The following is a 14469-nucleotide window of genomic DNA, read 5'->3' on the forward strand; positions in this document are numbered from 1 at the left end:
TCCGCGGCGACCGCGACAGTCTGCGGATGAGGCCGCTCTGCCCACAGCGCCAGCGCCGATTCCAGGTCCGCGGTCTCGACACCGAGGATCTGCAGCGGCCGCTCGTCGGAGTGGTCGCCGATGAGTACGGTGACGTCCCACCCGGCCATCACCCGGTCGTACATCCAGCCGCCGGCGAAGCTGACCACGTCGGCAACCGTGGCGGCGACCACGTCGAGCCGATACCTCATTTCGTGCTCCGGGGCGCCAATTCGACGGCCAGCGACTCTGCGTACCCCTTGAACACCTCGGTGACCGGTATTGAGCGATCGAGCAACCATAGGGTCTCCATTCCGTTGATGAAGGCGAGTATTTCGACGGCCTTGGTGGCCGCATCACAATCCGGGCGGAACTGTCCGTCACGCTGACCACGCTCGATGATCTGCGTGATGATGTCGACGGCGTCGCGATACCGCCCTTGGATGCGCTCGTGCAGGGGAGCGCCGGGCGCGATGTTCTCCACCAGCAGCACCGTGAACGTGCCGATCAGTTCGGGGGCGCGGTCGAACCGCTCCGGCACCCGGCTGAGCTCGGTGATGAGGTCACCTGATCGGTCCGCGTGGGCGTCGTCGTCAGCATCACGGGCGTCGACGACCGCGTTGAGCAGCTGCTCCTTGGACTCGAAGTGGTGCAGCAGGCCGGCCGGCGTCACACCGGCTTCCTTGGCAATCTGGGCCAGCGAGGTGTTTCGCCACCCGTTGCGCGCGAGCAGCCGCTCGGCCACGCGAAGAATGCGCTGCCTGCGGTCCTCGCCCTTGGCGAGAAGCGTGTCGTAGGGCCGTGCGGCTGTCACGAAGTTCCTTCGGGCAAACCAACCTAGTGAACACACAGTAGGTTGGTTTGCCCGGGTGTGACAAGGGTCTCAATGAGAAAATTCTTGACAGCCGTCAGAGACCCAGCGACTTGGCGATGATCACCTTCATCACCTCACTGGTCCCGGCGTAGATCCGGGCCACCCGCGCATCCGTGTACAGCCGGGCGATCGGGTACTCCATCATGTAGCCGTATCCACCGAAGAGTTGCAGGCAGCGGTCCACCACGCGCTGCTGCATCTCCGTGCAGAACAGTTTCACTCGCGCAGCGTCGGCGCCGGTCAGCTCGCCGTCGACGTGCAGGGCCACCGCCCGGTCCAGCATGGCCTGGGCGGCCTCGACCTCCGTCGAACATGCGGCGAGTTCGAACTTGGTGTTCTGGAACGACGCGACGGGCGTGCCGAACGCCTTGCGGTCCTTGGTGTAATCGATTGCTGCCGCGATCGCCGACCGCGCCTGGGCGACCGACCCGACGGCGACGGTGAGGCGCTCCTGCTGCAGGTTGTGGCCGAGGTAGCCGAAGGCTTCGCCCTCCTCCCCCAGCCGGTTGGCCAGCGGAACCCGCACATCGGTGAAGGACAGCTCCGCGGTGTCCTGTACCTTGCAGCCCATCTTGTCCAGCTCGCGGCCGCGGTCGAACCCGGGCATGCCGTCCTCGACGACCAGCAGGGTAAGGCCCCGGCGGCGGTTCTCCGGATCGGTCGATGTGCGGGCCACCACGATCACCAGATCCGCCTGGATTCCGCCGGTGATGAACGTCTTGGCGCCGTTCAGCACGTACTCGTCGCCGTCGAGTACGGCGGTGGTGCGCATGCCTGCCAAGTCCGATCCCGTACCGGGCTCGGTCATCGCGATCGCGGTCAGCAGCGTGCCGGCGGCCAGGCCGGGAAACCAGCGTTCGCGCTGCTCGGTGTTCGCATAGTGCAGGAAGTACGGCAGGATCACCTCGAGCTGGGTGCGCACGGTCGACAACGTGACCAGGGCGCGTGCCGCCTCCTCCTGCATCACGACGTTGTAGCGATAGTCCGCGATGCCGGCCCCGCCGTACTCCTCCGGGATGGCCATGCCCAGCATGCCCAGCGACCCCATCTGCTCGAAGACCTCTCGGGGCATCCGGCCGGCCTTCTCCCACTCGGGATAATGCGGCGCCACTTCCTTTTCCACGAAGTCACGGCACAACTCCCGGAACGCCTCGTGGTCTTCGGTGAATAGATCTCGACGCACGTGGCGTCCCCCTGTCTCTATCTCTACGCGATGAGTTCGACCAACGTCGCGTTGGCCGTTCCGCCGCCCTCACACATCGTTTGCAGCCCGTAGCGAATCCCGTTGTCCCGCATATGATTGATCATGCGGGTCATCAGCACCGCGCCGGATGCACCGAGCGGATGGCCGAGCGCAATCGCCCCGCCCAGCGGGTTGAGCCGTTTCTCGTCGGCCCCGGTCTCCTCGAGCCATGCCAGCGGCACCGGCGCGAAGGCCTCGTTCACCTCGAACACACCGACCTCGTCCAGGCCGACACCGGCCTTGTGCAGCACCTTCTCGGTGGCCGGTATCGGACCGGTGAGCATCAGCACCGGGTCCGCGCCGGTGACGGCGCCGGCGCGATACCGCACGATCGGGGTCAGCCCCAACGTGATTGCGTTCTCGGCCGTCATCACCAGTAGCGCCGCCGCGCCGTCGGAGATCTGCGAGGAGTTGCCCGCATGAATGACGCCGTCGTCGGAGAACGCCGGCTTCAGGCCCGCGAGCTTTTCGACGCTGGTACCCCGCCGCACACCCTCGTCGGCAACGACCGGTTCGCCGCCGGTGAACACCGGAATCATCTGGTTCTCGAAGGCCCCGCTGTCCTGTGCGGCGGCCGCACGCTCGTGCGAGGACGTCGAATACTCGTCGAGGCGTGTTCGGGAGAAGCCCCACTTCTGCGCGATCATCTCGGCGGAGATGCCCTGGTTGAACGAGAAATCACCGTAGCGCGCAAGCACTTTCGGCCCGTACGGCATGCCGGTCGCTCGTGCGGCGCCGAGTGGCACCCGGCTCATCACCTCGACGCCACCCGCGACGACGACGTCCTGCTGCCCCGACATCACGCCTTGCACGGCGAAGTCCAACGCCTGCTGGCTCGATCCGCACGCGCGATTGATCGTGGTGCCCGGAATGGTCTCGGGCCATCCGGCGGCCAGCACCGAGTAGCGCGCGATGTTGCTCGATTGGTCGCCGACCTGCGAAACACAGCCCCACACCACATCGTCGACGACATCGGGGTCGATGCCGGCCCGCCCCACCAGCGCGGTGAGCACGAGCGCGGACAGGTCGGCGGAGTGCATCTCGGACAACCCACCGTTGCGCTTGCCGACCGGAGTGCGGACCGCCTCGACGATCACCGTTTCACGCATCTTTGTCTCCATTCCGTCTGCACCGCGGCATCAGCGGTACACCGGGCCGATGGCCCCTTGCTCGCGTAGCTCCGCGATCTCGTCTTGCCCCAGGCCGAGTTCGGCCAGCACGGCGTCGGTGTGCTGGCCCAGCCCGGGAACCGCCCTCATCGGCGGATCGTAACCGGCGATGACCGGCGGCGGCAGCAGCGCCTGGATCGGGCCCTTGGTCGTCTCCACCGACCGCCAGCGGTCGCGAGCCGTCAGCTGCGGATGAACGATCACCTCGCTCGGTAAGTTGTAGCGCGAGTTGCCGATCCCCGCCTGGTCGGCCACCTTCTGGATGTACGCGAGATCGTGCTGCGCGCACCAGGATCCGATGGCCTCGTCGAGTATTTCGCGGTGTGCGCAGCGACCGGAATTGCTGGCGAAGCGCGCGTCGTCGGCCAGGTCGGGACGGTCGATGATCTCCCTCGCCACCCGCTGCCATTCGCGGTCGTTGGTGGTGCCGAGCACCACGGTCTGCCCGTCGCGGGTCGGAAACGCGCCGTAGGGTGCGACCGCGGGCGAGCCGACGCCGAGCGGCTGCTGGTCAATGCCGGAGTGCTGGGTGTAGGTCAGCTGGTAGCCCATGACGTCGGTCAACACATCGAACAGGCTCAATCCCACCGCGGGAGCGGGGCCCTGGCGGCGGTCGCGGGAGAACAGCAGCGCGAGGATCGACAGCGCGGCGTAGAGCCCGGTGGTGAAATCGGCCATCGCGGGTCCGGGCTTGGCGGGCATGCCGGGGTAACCGGTGACGGCACACGAGCCCCCTTCCGCCTGGATCAGCAGGTCGTAGGCGCGCTTGTGCGAGATCGGGCCGCCCGGTCCGTATCCGTCGATCTCGACCGGGATGACGTTGGGGTGTCGCTCGGCGAGATCGGAAGGCGAAACACCAAGGCGAGCAGTGGATCCCGGCGCGAGATTGGAGACCAACGCGTCTGTGCGATCCAGCAGCCGATGGAGGATATCCATGCCCGCGGGCGACTTCAGGTTCAGCGTGACCGATTCCTTGCCGCGGTTACACCAGACGAAGTGCGCGGCAAGCCCACCTGGTCCGTTGACGACGTCGTCGTAGTCGCGGGCGAAGTCGCCGCCGTCGGGGTTCTCCACCTTGATCACGCGCGCGCCGAAGTCGGCGAGAACGCGGGTGCACATCGGTACGGCCACCGCCTGCTCCATCGCCACTACCGTGATGCCTGCCAGCGGCGCCTGCGATGCCTCCGCTTCGGGCATCACATCACCATGCCGCCGTCCACCGGCAGTATCTGCCCGGTGATGTAGGACGCCGCGTTGGACGCCATGAACACGAACGCGCCCGCAATCTCGGCCGGCTCGGCCCAGCGCTTCATCGGGATGCGGTTGCGCATGTTGGCCGCGAACTTCTCGTTCGTCCGAATGGTTTCCGTCATCGGCGTTGCGGCGAGTGGGGCCAGCGCATTGACCATGATGTTTTTGCTGGCCAGTTCGCGCGCCAGCGATTTGGTGAAGCCGATGATGCCGGCCTTTGCGGCCGAATAGTTCACCTGGCCGAGGGTTCCGGTCAGCCCGGCCGCCGAGGTGACGTTGACGATCCGGCCCGTGCCGTCGGTCGGGATGTACGGCAACGCCGCCTGGGTGACGTTGAACGCACCCATCACGTGGATGTCGAACAGCAGCCGGAACGACTCCTGGCTGGTCTTGTCGAACATCGCCGGCTTGGTGACCCCCGCGTTGTTGATCACGATGTGCAGCGCGCCGTCGGTGAGTGCTGCCGCCTGCGCCGCGGCCGCGTCTGCGGACTCTCGGTCGGACACGTCGAGGGCGGCGGACTCGGCCCGGCCGCCGCTTGCCAAAATGCGTTCGGCGACAGCGGCTGCCGCGTCCTTGTCGAGATCGGTGACCAGCACGGCCGCACCCGCGTCGGCCAGCGCCTCCGAGACCGCCGAGCCGATACCGCCCGCGGCACCGGTCACCAGCGCCGAGCGGCCGGTCAGATCGAAGTAATTGGTCACCTAATAGCTCCTCGGCATTCCCAGCACGTGTTCGCCGAGGAAGTTCAGGATCATCTCCTGACTGACCGGTGCGATCTTCATCAACCGCGACTCGCGGAAGTAGCGCGACACGTTGTACTCCTCGGCGTAGCCCATACCGCCGTGGGTCTGCAGTGCCCGGTCCGCGGCGGCGAATCCCGCGTCGGCGCACAGGTATTTCGCCGTGTTCGCCTCGCGCCCACAGGGTTTGCCGTTGTCATAGAGCCAGGTCGCCTTGCGCAGCACCAGCTCGGCCGCGTCGAGCCGGGCCAGCGAGTCGGCGAGCGGGAACTGCAGGCCTTGATTCATGCCGATCGGCCGGTTGAACACGTGCCGTTCATTCCCGTACTTGACGGCCTTTTCGAGTGCTACCCGGCCGATGCCCAGCGCCTCGGCGGCGATCAGCATCCGCTCCGGGTTCAGGCCGTCGAGAATGTAGGAGAAACCCTTGCCCTCCTCGCCGACCCTGTCCCCCACCGGAATCCGCAGGTCGTCGATGAATACCTCGTTGGAGCCGACCGCGTTGCGGCCCATCTTGCTGATCGGCCGGATGTCGACATGGTCGGGATCCAGGTCAGCCAAGAACAGCGTCATGCCGTCGGTCTTCTTGGTGACATCGTCATACGGCGTGGTGCGCGTCAGCAGCAGGATCTTCTCGGACTCTTTTGCCTTGGAAATCCACACCTTTCGGCCGTTGACCACATAGCTGTCGCCGTCGCGCTTGGCGAACGTGGTGATGCGGGAGGTGTCCAGGCCCGCGCCGGGCTCGGTGACGCCGAAACACACGTGCAGGTCGCCGTTGACGATGCGGGGCAGCGTGGCGGCCTTGAGTTCATCGGAGCCGTGTTTGACCACGGGCTGCATGCCGAAAATCGACAGGTGGATGGCGCTGGCCGCGTTCATCGCGCCGCCCGAGCGGGCGACTTCCTCGAGGAGCAGGGTGGCCTCGGTGATGCCGAGGCCATGACCGCCGTAGGACTCCGGGATGGTCATGCCGAGCCAGCCGCCCTTGGCGATGGCGTCATAGAACTCCTGCGGGAATTCGTGGGCCTGATCCTTCTCCATCCAATAGTGGTCGTCGAACTTGCCCGCCAGTTCCGCGACGGACTTGCGGATCAGCTCCTGATCGTCGGTCAGCTCGAAACTCATACCGTCGGGCATTGGTGCTCTCCTCTGGTCAAATCCCGCACAAGCCAATGCGCCGGTGCGTAAACGGTCGTCGGCGCACCGGCGCACTCGCGACTCTATTCCGGACTTTCAGCCGGCTAGCCGCACGGGTACTCAGTCCGTATTGCCGGTCAGCTCCTTGGCCTGCGCCGCGAAGTCGGCGAAGGTGGCGCCGGTCTTTTCCTTGTGGCTGAGCGCTTGGATGGACACGTCGTGACCTTCGGCGGTTTTGCGCAGGGCGCCGACGGTGGCCTGATCCTTGGGGATGTGAGTGAACGGGTCGAAGTGATACCAACGCATCGCGTTTTCGTAGGTCATCTTGTTGACCTCGACATCGGGCACGTTGTTCTCGGTGAGCACGTCGTGCAGCTGCTCGGGCGCCCCGGGCCACATCGAATCGCTATGCGGGTAGTCGGCTTCCCAGCAGATGTTGTCGATGCCGATCTGGTTGCGCAGCGCGACGCCCACGTGATCGGAGATGAAGCAGGTCAGGAAGTGATCGCGGAACACCTCGCTAGGCTTCTGCTTTCCGAAGTCCTGGCCGGTCCATGTCGAGTGCATCTCATAGGTGCGGTCCGCGCGCTCCAGGAAGTACGGAATCCACCCGGTGCCGCCCTCCGACAGCGCGATCTTGAGATCCTTGTACTTCTTGATCGGCTTGGACCACAACAGATCGGCGGCGGCCTGGACGATGTTCATCGGCTGCAACGTGATCATCACATCCATCGGCGCATCGGGTGCGGTGATGGCCAACCGGCCCGAGGAGCCGATGTGCACGTTCATCACCGTGTCGGTGTCCACCAAGGCCTCCCACAACGGCGTCCAGTAGTCGTCGTGGAAGCTGGGGTAGCCCATCGCCGCCGGGTTCTCGGTGAAGGTCAGGGCATGCACGCCGCGCTCGGCGTTGCGCCGCACCTCCTTCCCGCACGCCTCGGCATCCCAGATCACGGGCAAACACATCGGAATGAACCGCGCGGGATAGGCCCCGCACCACTCCTCGACATGCCAGTCGTTGTAGGCCTGCAACAACGCCAGGCTGAAGTCGGGATCCTCGGTGGCAAACAGGCGCCCCGCGAAACCGGGGAACGAGGGGAAGCAGATCGACCCCAGGATCCCGCCGGCGTTCATGTCCTTGATCCGCTCATCGACCTGCCAACACCCCGGCCGGATCTCGTCGAGACCCTGCGGCTCGAGCCCGTACTCCTCCTTCGGCCGCCCCGCGACCGCGTTCAGCGCGACGTTGGGGATCACCACATCACGGAACTGCCAGGTGTCGGAGCCATCCGGGTTGTGCACCAACCGGGGCGCGTCGTCGATGTACTTCTTCGCCAGGTGGTTCTTGAACATGTCGGGCGGCTCGACGATGTGGTCATCGACGCTGATCAGGATCATGTCTTCCTTGTTCATGGCGCTCCCTTCGTTCTGAGCCTCACCGTAGTATCCGCACTGTTCTCTATCTAGGGAAACTATCTTCTCATGGTAAGAGAATCAATGTGTGATGCCGATTCTCCCACCATAGCGCGGGTGGAACGGGCGGCGTCGGGAAGCGCCTGACCACCGCCCATTGACCATCGGGGCAAAAGATGGAAATCTATTAGTCGGAAATGAGAACCTGATTCTCACGCCGGAGAGGAGAGGGCCGTGCGTGTGCCCCCGCTGCCCGCGGATCAGTGGGACGACGCCGTCGACCAGGCGCTCGCCGTGATGCTGCCCGAAGAGCGGCGAAATCCGGAACGCGCGAGCAACATCCTCACGACGTTCGTCAACCATCCCGACCTGACGAAGGCGTTTCTGAAGTTCAATGTGCATCTGCTGTTCCACTCGACGTTGCCGCCCCGGCTGCGCGAACTGGCCATCCTGCGGGTGGCGCACCGCACCGACTCGGAATACGAGTGGGGGCAGCACGTCAAGATCGGCATGCGGGAAGGGCTCACCGAGGAGGAGATCGCCGGCGTGCAGCGTGGCGAAGCCGCCGACGAGTTCGACCGCGTGGTGCTGGCCGGCGTGGACGAACTTCTCGACAAATTTGAACTGTCCGACGCGACGTGGTCAGCGCTGGGCGAGCGCTTCGACGAACGGCAGCGGATGGACTTCGTTTTCACGGTCGGCTGCTACGTCACCGTGTCCATGGCTTTGAAAACCTTTGGCGTCGAGCTCGAACAGGAGAGGTAGGACAACGTGGCACATTTCGCGAAACCGGCTGCCGGAAGCTGGACAGAGAACTGGCCGGAGCTGGGCACTGCGCCGGTCGATTACACCGACTCCATCGACCCGGAGCGCTACAAGCTGGAGCAAGAGGCCATCTTCAAGAAGCTCTGGCTCAACGTCGGCCGGATCGAACGGCTCCCCCGCAAGGGCAGCTACTTCACCAAGGAGATGCCGTCGGTCGGGGCGGGCGCATCGGTGATCATCGTGAAGGACACCGACAACGAAGTCCGGGCCTTCTACAACATGTGCCGTCACCGCGGAAACAAGCTGGTGTGGAACGACTATCCGGGCGAAGAGGTGTCCGGCACGTGCCGCCAGTTCACCTGCAAATACCACGCATGGCGCTACAACCTCAAAGGCGACCTGATGTTCGTGCAGCAGGAGGACGAGTTCTTCGACCTGGACAAGGCGAAGTTCGGCCTGGTGCCCGTGCGGTGCGAGGTCTGGGAAGGGTTCATCTTCATCAACTTCGACAACGACGCCGAACCGCTGGTCGACTACCTCGGCGAGTTCGCGAAGGGCATCGAGGGCTATCCCTTCCACGAGATGACCGAGACCTACACGTACCGGGCCGAGGTCAACGCAAACTGGAAGCTGTTCATCGACGCGTTCACCGAGTTCTACCACGCGCCGGTGCTGCACCAGAAGCAGGCCACCAAGGAGGAAGCCGACAAATTGCTCGGGTACGGCTTCGAGGCACTGCACTACGACCTGAAGGGCGATCACGCGATGATCTCGTCCTGGGGCGGGATGTCGCCACCCAAGGACCTCAACATGGTCAAGCCCATCGAGCGGGTGCTGCACAGCGGACTTTTCGGTCCCTGGGACCGGCCGGATATCAAGGGCATTCTTCCCGAAGAATTGCCGCCGGCGATCAATCCGGCCAGGCAAAAATCCTGGGGCACCGACTCGTTCGAGTTCTTCCCCAACTTCACGCTGCTGTTCTGGGCGCCGGGTTGGTATCTCACATACCATTACTGGCCCACCGAAGTGGACAAGCACATCTTTGAGTGCACCCTGTACTTCGTGCCGCCGAAGAACACCCGTCAGCGACTCGCCCAGGAGTTGGCCGCGGTGACCTTCAAGGAGTACGCGTTCCAGGACGCCAACACTTTGGAAGCCACCCAGACGATGATCAACACGAAGGTGGTCACCGACTTCCCGCTGTGCGATCAGGAAATCCTGCTCCGCCACCTGCACAAGACCGCAGGCGACTACGTGAACGAGTACAAGAAGAGCAAGAATGGAAAAGCCCGTGTCGAAGTTACCGTCTGAGTTCGCCGACCTGGAACGGTTCACCGAGTGGTGCCTGCCCACCGAGCAGGAGCGTTATGACAAACGCCTGGCCTCGACCATGGCCGAAATGCAGGAGTTCTACGACGCCGCGTTCGACCGTCTCGAGGACGCCATGGTCTACCTGGACGCCCGCTTCCCGCTGAACGAGATGCCCGACGACGCAAAGGCATTGATGCACCTGATGCAGTCGCTGGTGATGGTGTCGTTCCCGATCGAGGTCTGGAAGCAACCGCGCGTCCTCGACAGCGGCGCCACGTATATCGAACTCGTCAAGGAGCCGGTGGTCTAAGCGTGCTGACGCTGCGGGCAGCGGGTGTTCTGGATGTCGATGCCGGCGAGATCGTCCGGCCGGGGATCATTCGTGTCGACGACGACCGGATCGCCGGCATCGGCGGTGCCGTCGATGATGAGCTGATCGACCTCGGTGATTCCATCCTGCTTCCGGGCCTGATGGACATGGAGGTCAACCTCTTGATGGGTGGCCGGGGCGAAAACCCCGGCCTCTCCCAGGTTCAGGACGATCCGCCGACCCGAATGCTGCGTGCGGTCGGCAATGCCCGCCGCACGCTACGCGCGGGATTCACCACCGTCCGCAACCTCGGCCTTTTCGTGAAGACGGGTGGCTATCTGCTCGACGTGGCTTTGGGCAAGGCGATCGATGCTGGCTGGATCGAGGGGCCGCGGGTGGTACCCGCCGGTCATGCGATCACGCCGACGGGTGGGCATCTCGACCCTACGATGTTCGCCGCATTCATGCCGGGTGTGCTGGAGCTGACCGTCGAGGAGGGTATCGCCAACGGCGTCGACGAGATCCGTAAGGCGGTGCGGTACCAGATCAAGCACGGCGCGCAGCTGATCAAGGTGTGCTGTTCCGGCGGTGTCATGTCGTTGACCGGAGAGCCGGGCGCACAGCACTATTCGGACGAGGAGCTACGAGTCATCGTCGACGAGGCGCACCGCCGCGGGTTGCGGGTGGCAGCGCATACCCACGGTGCCGAAGCGGTCAAACACGCCGTCGAATGCGGAATCGACTGCATCGAGCACGGCTTTCTGATGGACGACGAGGCGATCAAGATGCTCGTCGACAACGACCGGTTTTTGGTGACGACCAGGCGGCTGGCCGAGGCGATGGACGTGTCCAGAGCTCCGAAGGAGTTGCAGGACAAAGCCGCCGAGATGTTCCCGAAGGCCAGGACTTCGATCAAGGCCGCCTACGAGGCCGGGGCGAAGATTGCCGTCGGCACCGATGCCCCGGCGATCCCGCATGGCCGCAACGCCGATGAGCTTGTCACGCTGGTGGATTGGGGCATGCCGCCTGCCGCAGTGCTGCGCGCGGCCACAGTCGTCGCAGCCGACCTGATCGACAAGCCCAACCTTGGCCGCATCGCCGATGGCTATCTCGCAGACATCATCGCCGTGCCCGGAGATCCGTTGGCGGACATCACCGTTACCAGAAACGTGAACTTTGTGATGAAGGGCGGAAAGGTTTTCCGAAATGACTGTGCCAAATAGCCGGCCAACACGAACTGCGGACCTGGTCGAGATCCAGCAGCTCCTCGCGAAGTATGCCGTCACCATCACGCAAGGCGATATCGACGGGCTGATTTCGGTGTTCACCCCGGACGGCACGTACAGCGCATTCGGCTCCACCTACACGCTGGCCCGCTTCCCCGAACTCATCGACGCCGCGCCCAAGGGGCTTTTCATGACGGGCACGTCGCTGGTGCACCTCGACGGTGACGACCCCGACAAGGCCACCGGCACGCAGCCGTTGTGTTTTATCGAGCACTCCAAGCACGACATGCGGATCGGCTATTACAACGACACCTATGTCCGCACCGCCGACGGCTGGCGGCTGAAGACCCGCGCCATGACGTTCATCCGGCGCAGCGGCGATCACGACTCGGGTCGACCCCATGCCATCGGCAGGCCAGAGGCCGGATGATCTCAACCGACGAGATCCCGACGACGGCCGAGTTCCGGTCGCAGTTGGTGGCGTGGCTCGACGAGAACGACCTGACACCTCCTCCCGGTGACCACTCGCTGGATGCGCACCAAGCCCAACACTCTCGGGTACTCAGCGCGCTCTACGACGCCGGCTGGATGCGATACGGATGGCCCGTCGAGGCCGGTGGACTGGGTGGGCCCGCGATCCTGAGGGCCATCGTCGGCGAGGAGGTCGTCGGCCGCGGACTCGACGAGCCCGGACCGTATTCCATGATCGAGGTGCTGACGCCGACGATGATCGACTACGCGCACCCCGATCTCGCCGCGGAGATGGTGCCCCGCCTGCTGTCCGGCCGTGAAACCTGGTGCCAGGGCTTCTCCGAACCCGGCTCCGGTAGCGACCTGGCGTCGCTGTCCACCCGCGCCGAGCAGCGCGGCGACGAGTGGGTCGTCAACGGCCAGAAGGTGTGGACCAGCTTCGCGCAGTACGCGACGCGGTGCGTCCTGCTCACCCGCACCGGCGCACCGGGAACCCCGGACCACGAGGCGATCACCGCGTTCTTCGTCGACCTCGATACGTCGGGCATCACCGTGCGGCCGCTGCGCACCATGCACGGCGTCGACGAGTTCTGCGAGGTCTACCTCGACGACGTCGTCGTACCCGCGGAGCGCATGCTCGGAAAACCCGGTGACGGTTGGCGATTGGCGATGGATCTGCTTCCGTTCGAACGATCGACGTGCTTCTGGCAGCGCATCGCCTATCTGTACTCCCGATTCGACAGGCTCATCGCCGACGTCAACGATCGAAACGCTGCGCTGGACGGCACGGAGGATGCCGCACTCGGAGCAGCCTATCTGGGACTGCACACATTGCGGTGCCGGTCGCGCGACACCCAATACCGGCTCGACGGCGGCGCCCGGCTAGGGGCCGACACCTCCATCGACAAAGTACTGCTCGCGACGGCGGAGCAGCGCCTGTACGACACCGCCCGCGATCTGCTGCCCGGCGCGATCGAACTCGACCAATCATCCTGGCGGACCGAGTATCTGTACTCGCGGGCAGCGACGATCTACGGCGGCACCGCCGAGATCCAGCGCAACATCATTGCGCGCCGGCTGCTCGATCTGGGTAAGGATGATCGTGGCTTCGACAATTAGCCCCGACGATCTTCAACTCCTTGCCGACACACTTCGCAAGACAATGCTCGCCTCGTCGGGCCAGGCGCTCGACAAGGCGCTCGTCGAGCTCGGCTGGCTCGAGATGCTCGAGGAAATGCCCGACACCGCAATACCTCTGGTTTTCGGCCTCCTTGGTGAGACCGGCGCGCACGCGCCGGTGATCAACGACGTGGTGGGAGGCGACACCGTGCCGCTGCCGTACGCCGGTGGCTCCTGGGTGGTTTGGGAACGCACCGACGAGCCGACCACGGCGCTCGATGACGAGACACCGGTGCACCGGGTAAGCGCCGGTGATGAAATTCCGCTCGCGGCGGGCCGCCGCGCGCTGAGCTGGTGGCTGGTGGGCAGCAGCAGGGCAATGCTGGCACTCGCGCGCCAACATGCTTTGGATCGCGTGCAATTCGGCCGGCCGGTCGCGTCGTTCCAGGCCATCCGGCACCGGCTGGCCGAGACGCTCGTCGCGATCGAGGGCGCAGAGGCGACCCTGAACTCCGCAACCGACGATTTCACTTCGCTGTTGGCGAAGGCCGCGGCGGGCCAGGCGGCGCTGACCGCCGCCAAGCACTGCCAGCAGGTGCTCGGCGGCGTCGGCTTCACCGCCGAGCACGACCTGCATCGCCACGTCAAGCGCGTCGTCCTGCTGGACGGTCTGCTCGGCAGCGCAAGGGAATTGACCCGTGAGGCCGGCGCGACCCTGCGCGCGACGGGCTCCACCCCAAGGCTGGTTCAGCTTTAATCTCGGTCCCGCGAGCGTGCGCGTCTGCACACGACACGCCGGTGATTGGTGACAGTTTGTGCACGCTCGTCGCGTCTTGACCGTGCGGGTTCTGCGCGCGGATTGCCGCGTGTCGCGGGACAGACACCTTCGTAAGTGGTTTTTGTCAAGTGTTGGGGGGCCTGCCCGGTCCTCGTCTCTACGTAGTTCGTCAAGCGGGTTTGGTTCCCGACTGCGTGCAACCGAGTTTGGTGAGGATCGGGCGGGGCCTGCTCATGGTGTCTGGCGAGGTCACCTGCTGGTGCCTCAGGCACGCGTGGAGCTTGGCCCCAACCTCGGTTCATTCGGGTGGCTCCTCCTTGTTACGCGGCTTCGGGCAGTTCGGCGGCACCGGCGATGGCGGCATCCCAGCACACGCGGCGGGTGACGACGACGTGGATCCAGCGCAACAACGCGGCAGCGATGGCGGCGCGGGCCTGACCATCGGTGAGCCGATTGTGTTGGCGGGTGGTCAGATACCGGTGGCGGGCGGCCATCACCGGGTTATGCGGGAGCGCTCCCCACACGGCGCGCCAGGCGGCCAGCCGCAGCCGGGGCCGGCCCCGCCGCGAAATCCGGGCCCGGCCATTAAACGTGCCGCTGGCGTTGTCGCGGGGGCACAGCCCGGCGTGTTTGACCAG

General features: G+C 65.1%; 15 protein-coding genes and 1 pseudogene. 7 read left to right on the forward strand and 9 right to left on the reverse strand.

The window, feature by feature from the left end; all coding sequences use genetic code 11:
* From ACRDU5_RS13915 to ACRDU5_RS13950, 8 genes and pseudogenes are all read right to left on the reverse strand, one after another.
* Positions 1 to 230, reverse strand: a pseudogene (locus ACRDU5_RS13915) (hypothetical protein); the annotation flags it as partial.
* A complete protein-coding gene (locus ACRDU5_RS13920; RefSeq protein WP_526615152.1) occupies positions 227 to 832 on the reverse strand; it encodes a TetR/AcrR family transcriptional regulator in 606 nt (201 codons plus the stop codon). The pseudogene ACRDU5_RS13915 and the gene ACRDU5_RS13920, both read right to left, overlap by 4 nt.
* 94 nt (positions 833 to 926) lie before the next feature.
* On the reverse strand, positions 927 to 2075 hold the full coding sequence (locus ACRDU5_RS13925; RefSeq protein ID WP_526615153.1) for an acyl-CoA dehydrogenase family protein: 1149 nt from the start codon (positions 2073 to 2075) through the stop codon (positions 927 to 929).
* A 23-nt stretch (positions 2076 to 2098) separates the two neighbouring features.
* On the reverse strand, positions 2099 to 3244 hold the full coding sequence (locus tag ACRDU5_RS13930; RefSeq protein WP_526615154.1) for a thiolase family protein: 1146 nt from the start codon (positions 3242 to 3244) through the stop codon (positions 2099 to 2101).
* Positions 3245 to 3274: 30 nt separating this feature from the next.
* Positions 3275 to 4501 carry a CaiB/BaiF CoA transferase family protein gene (locus ACRDU5_RS13935; RefSeq protein ID WP_526615155.1) on the reverse strand — a complete coding sequence of 409 codons (1227 nt, stop codon included), beginning with the start codon at positions 4499 to 4501 and terminating at the stop codon, positions 3275 to 3277.
* Positions 4501 to 5259 (reverse strand): SDR family NAD(P)-dependent oxidoreductase, encoded by a 759-nt coding sequence (locus tag ACRDU5_RS13940; protein WP_526615156.1) that lies wholly within the window; start codon positions 5257 to 5259, stop codon positions 4501 to 4503. The genes ACRDU5_RS13935 and ACRDU5_RS13940 overlap by 1 nt, the downstream gene beginning before the upstream one ends.
* Complete coding sequence (locus ACRDU5_RS13945; protein WP_526615157.1) at positions 5260 to 6438, reverse strand: acyl-CoA dehydrogenase family protein; 1179 nt, start codon at positions 6436 to 6438, stop codon at positions 5260 to 5262.
* A gap of 120 nt (positions 6439 to 6558) precedes the next feature.
* Positions 6559 to 7851 carry an amidohydrolase family protein gene (locus tag ACRDU5_RS13950; protein WP_526615158.1) on the reverse strand — a complete coding sequence of 431 codons (1293 nt, stop codon included), beginning with the start codon at positions 7849 to 7851 and terminating at the stop codon, positions 6559 to 6561.
* A 234-nt stretch (positions 7852 to 8085) separates the two neighbouring features.
* Between ACRDU5_RS13950 and ACRDU5_RS13955 the strand changes: the two genes are divergently transcribed.
* From ACRDU5_RS13955 to ACRDU5_RS13985, 7 genes are read left to right on the forward strand one after another with little or no spacing between them, the layout of a single operon-like run.
* Positions 8086 to 8616, forward strand: a complete 531-nt coding sequence (locus tag ACRDU5_RS13955) for a carboxymuconolactone decarboxylase family protein (RefSeq protein ID WP_526615159.1) — start codon at positions 8086 to 8088, stop codon at positions 8614 to 8616.
* 6 nt (positions 8617 to 8622) lie between these two features.
* The gene (locus tag ACRDU5_RS13960) at positions 8623 to 9927 is read left to right on the forward strand and encodes an aromatic ring-hydroxylating oxygenase subunit alpha (protein ID WP_526615160.1); all 1305 of its coding nucleotides are present in this window, start codon (positions 8623 to 8625) and stop codon (positions 9925 to 9927) included.
* Positions 9908 to 10237, forward strand: a complete 330-nt coding sequence (locus ACRDU5_RS13965; RefSeq protein WP_526615161.1) for a hypothetical protein — start codon at positions 9908 to 9910, stop codon at positions 10235 to 10237. Before ACRDU5_RS13960 ends, ACRDU5_RS13965 begins: the two co-directional genes overlap by 20 nt.
* Before the next feature lie 2 nt (positions 10238 to 10239).
* Positions 10240 to 11460, forward strand: coding sequence for a metal-dependent hydrolase family protein (locus ACRDU5_RS13970; protein ID WP_526615162.1), 1221 nt, complete (start codon positions 10240 to 10242; stop codon positions 11458 to 11460).
* A complete protein-coding gene (locus ACRDU5_RS13975) occupies positions 11444 to 11893 on the forward strand; it encodes a nuclear transport factor 2 family protein (RefSeq protein WP_526615163.1) in 450 nt (149 codons plus the stop codon). Before ACRDU5_RS13970 ends, ACRDU5_RS13975 begins: the two co-directional genes overlap by 17 nt.
* Positions 11890 to 13053, forward strand: coding sequence for an acyl-CoA dehydrogenase family protein (locus ACRDU5_RS13980; RefSeq protein WP_526615164.1), 1164 nt, complete (start codon positions 11890 to 11892; stop codon positions 13051 to 13053). The genes ACRDU5_RS13975 and ACRDU5_RS13980 overlap by 4 nt, the downstream gene beginning before the upstream one ends.
* Before the next feature lie 43 nt (positions 13054 to 13096).
* The gene (locus ACRDU5_RS13985; RefSeq protein WP_526615167.1) at positions 13097 to 13810 is read left to right on the forward strand and encodes an acyl-CoA dehydrogenase family protein; all 714 of its coding nucleotides are present in this window, start codon (positions 13097 to 13099) and stop codon (positions 13808 to 13810) included.
* A 341-nt stretch (positions 13811 to 14151) separates the two neighbouring features.
* On the opposite strand, the gene ACRDU5_RS13990 is transcribed toward ACRDU5_RS13985, so the two are convergent.
* Positions 14152 to 14469: transposase (locus tag ACRDU5_RS13990; RefSeq protein ID WP_526615166.1), on the reverse strand; the 318-nt coding region annotated here is incomplete at its 5' end.

It is taken from the genome of Mycobacterium sp. (genome assembly GCF_050701515.1).
Lineage (GTDB): Bacteria > Actinomycetota > Actinomycetes > Mycobacteriales > Mycobacteriaceae > Mycobacterium.

Bases quoted from the DNA above. Each gene is read 5' to 3' on its own strand.
- ACRDU5_RS13930 (WP_526615154.1), bottom strand. From the start codon at position 3,244: ATGCGTGAAACGGTGATCGTCGAGGCGGTCCGCACTCCGGTCGGCAAG.
- ACRDU5_RS13935 (WP_526615155.1), bottom strand. From the start codon at position 4,501: ATGCCCGAAGCGGAGGCATCGCAGGCGCCGCTGGCAGGCATCACGGTA.
- ACRDU5_RS13945 (WP_526615157.1), bottom strand. From the start codon at position 6,438: ATGCCCGACGGTATGAGTTTCGAGCTGACCGACGATCAGGAGCTGATC.
- ACRDU5_RS13950 (WP_526615158.1), bottom strand. From the start codon at position 7,851: ATGAACAAGGAAGACATGATCCTGATCAGCGTCGATGACCACATCGTC.
- ACRDU5_RS13975 (WP_526615163.1), top strand. From the start codon at position 11,444: ATGACTGTGCCAAATAGCCGGCCAACACGAACTGCGGACCTGGTCGAG.
- ACRDU5_RS13980 (WP_526615164.1), top strand. From the start codon at position 11,890: ATGATCTCAACCGACGAGATCCCGACGACGGCCGAGTTCCGGTCGCAG.
- ACRDU5_RS13985 (WP_526615167.1), top strand. From the start codon at position 13,097: ATGCTCGCCTCGTCGGGCCAGGCGCTCGACAAGGCGCTCGTCGAGCTC.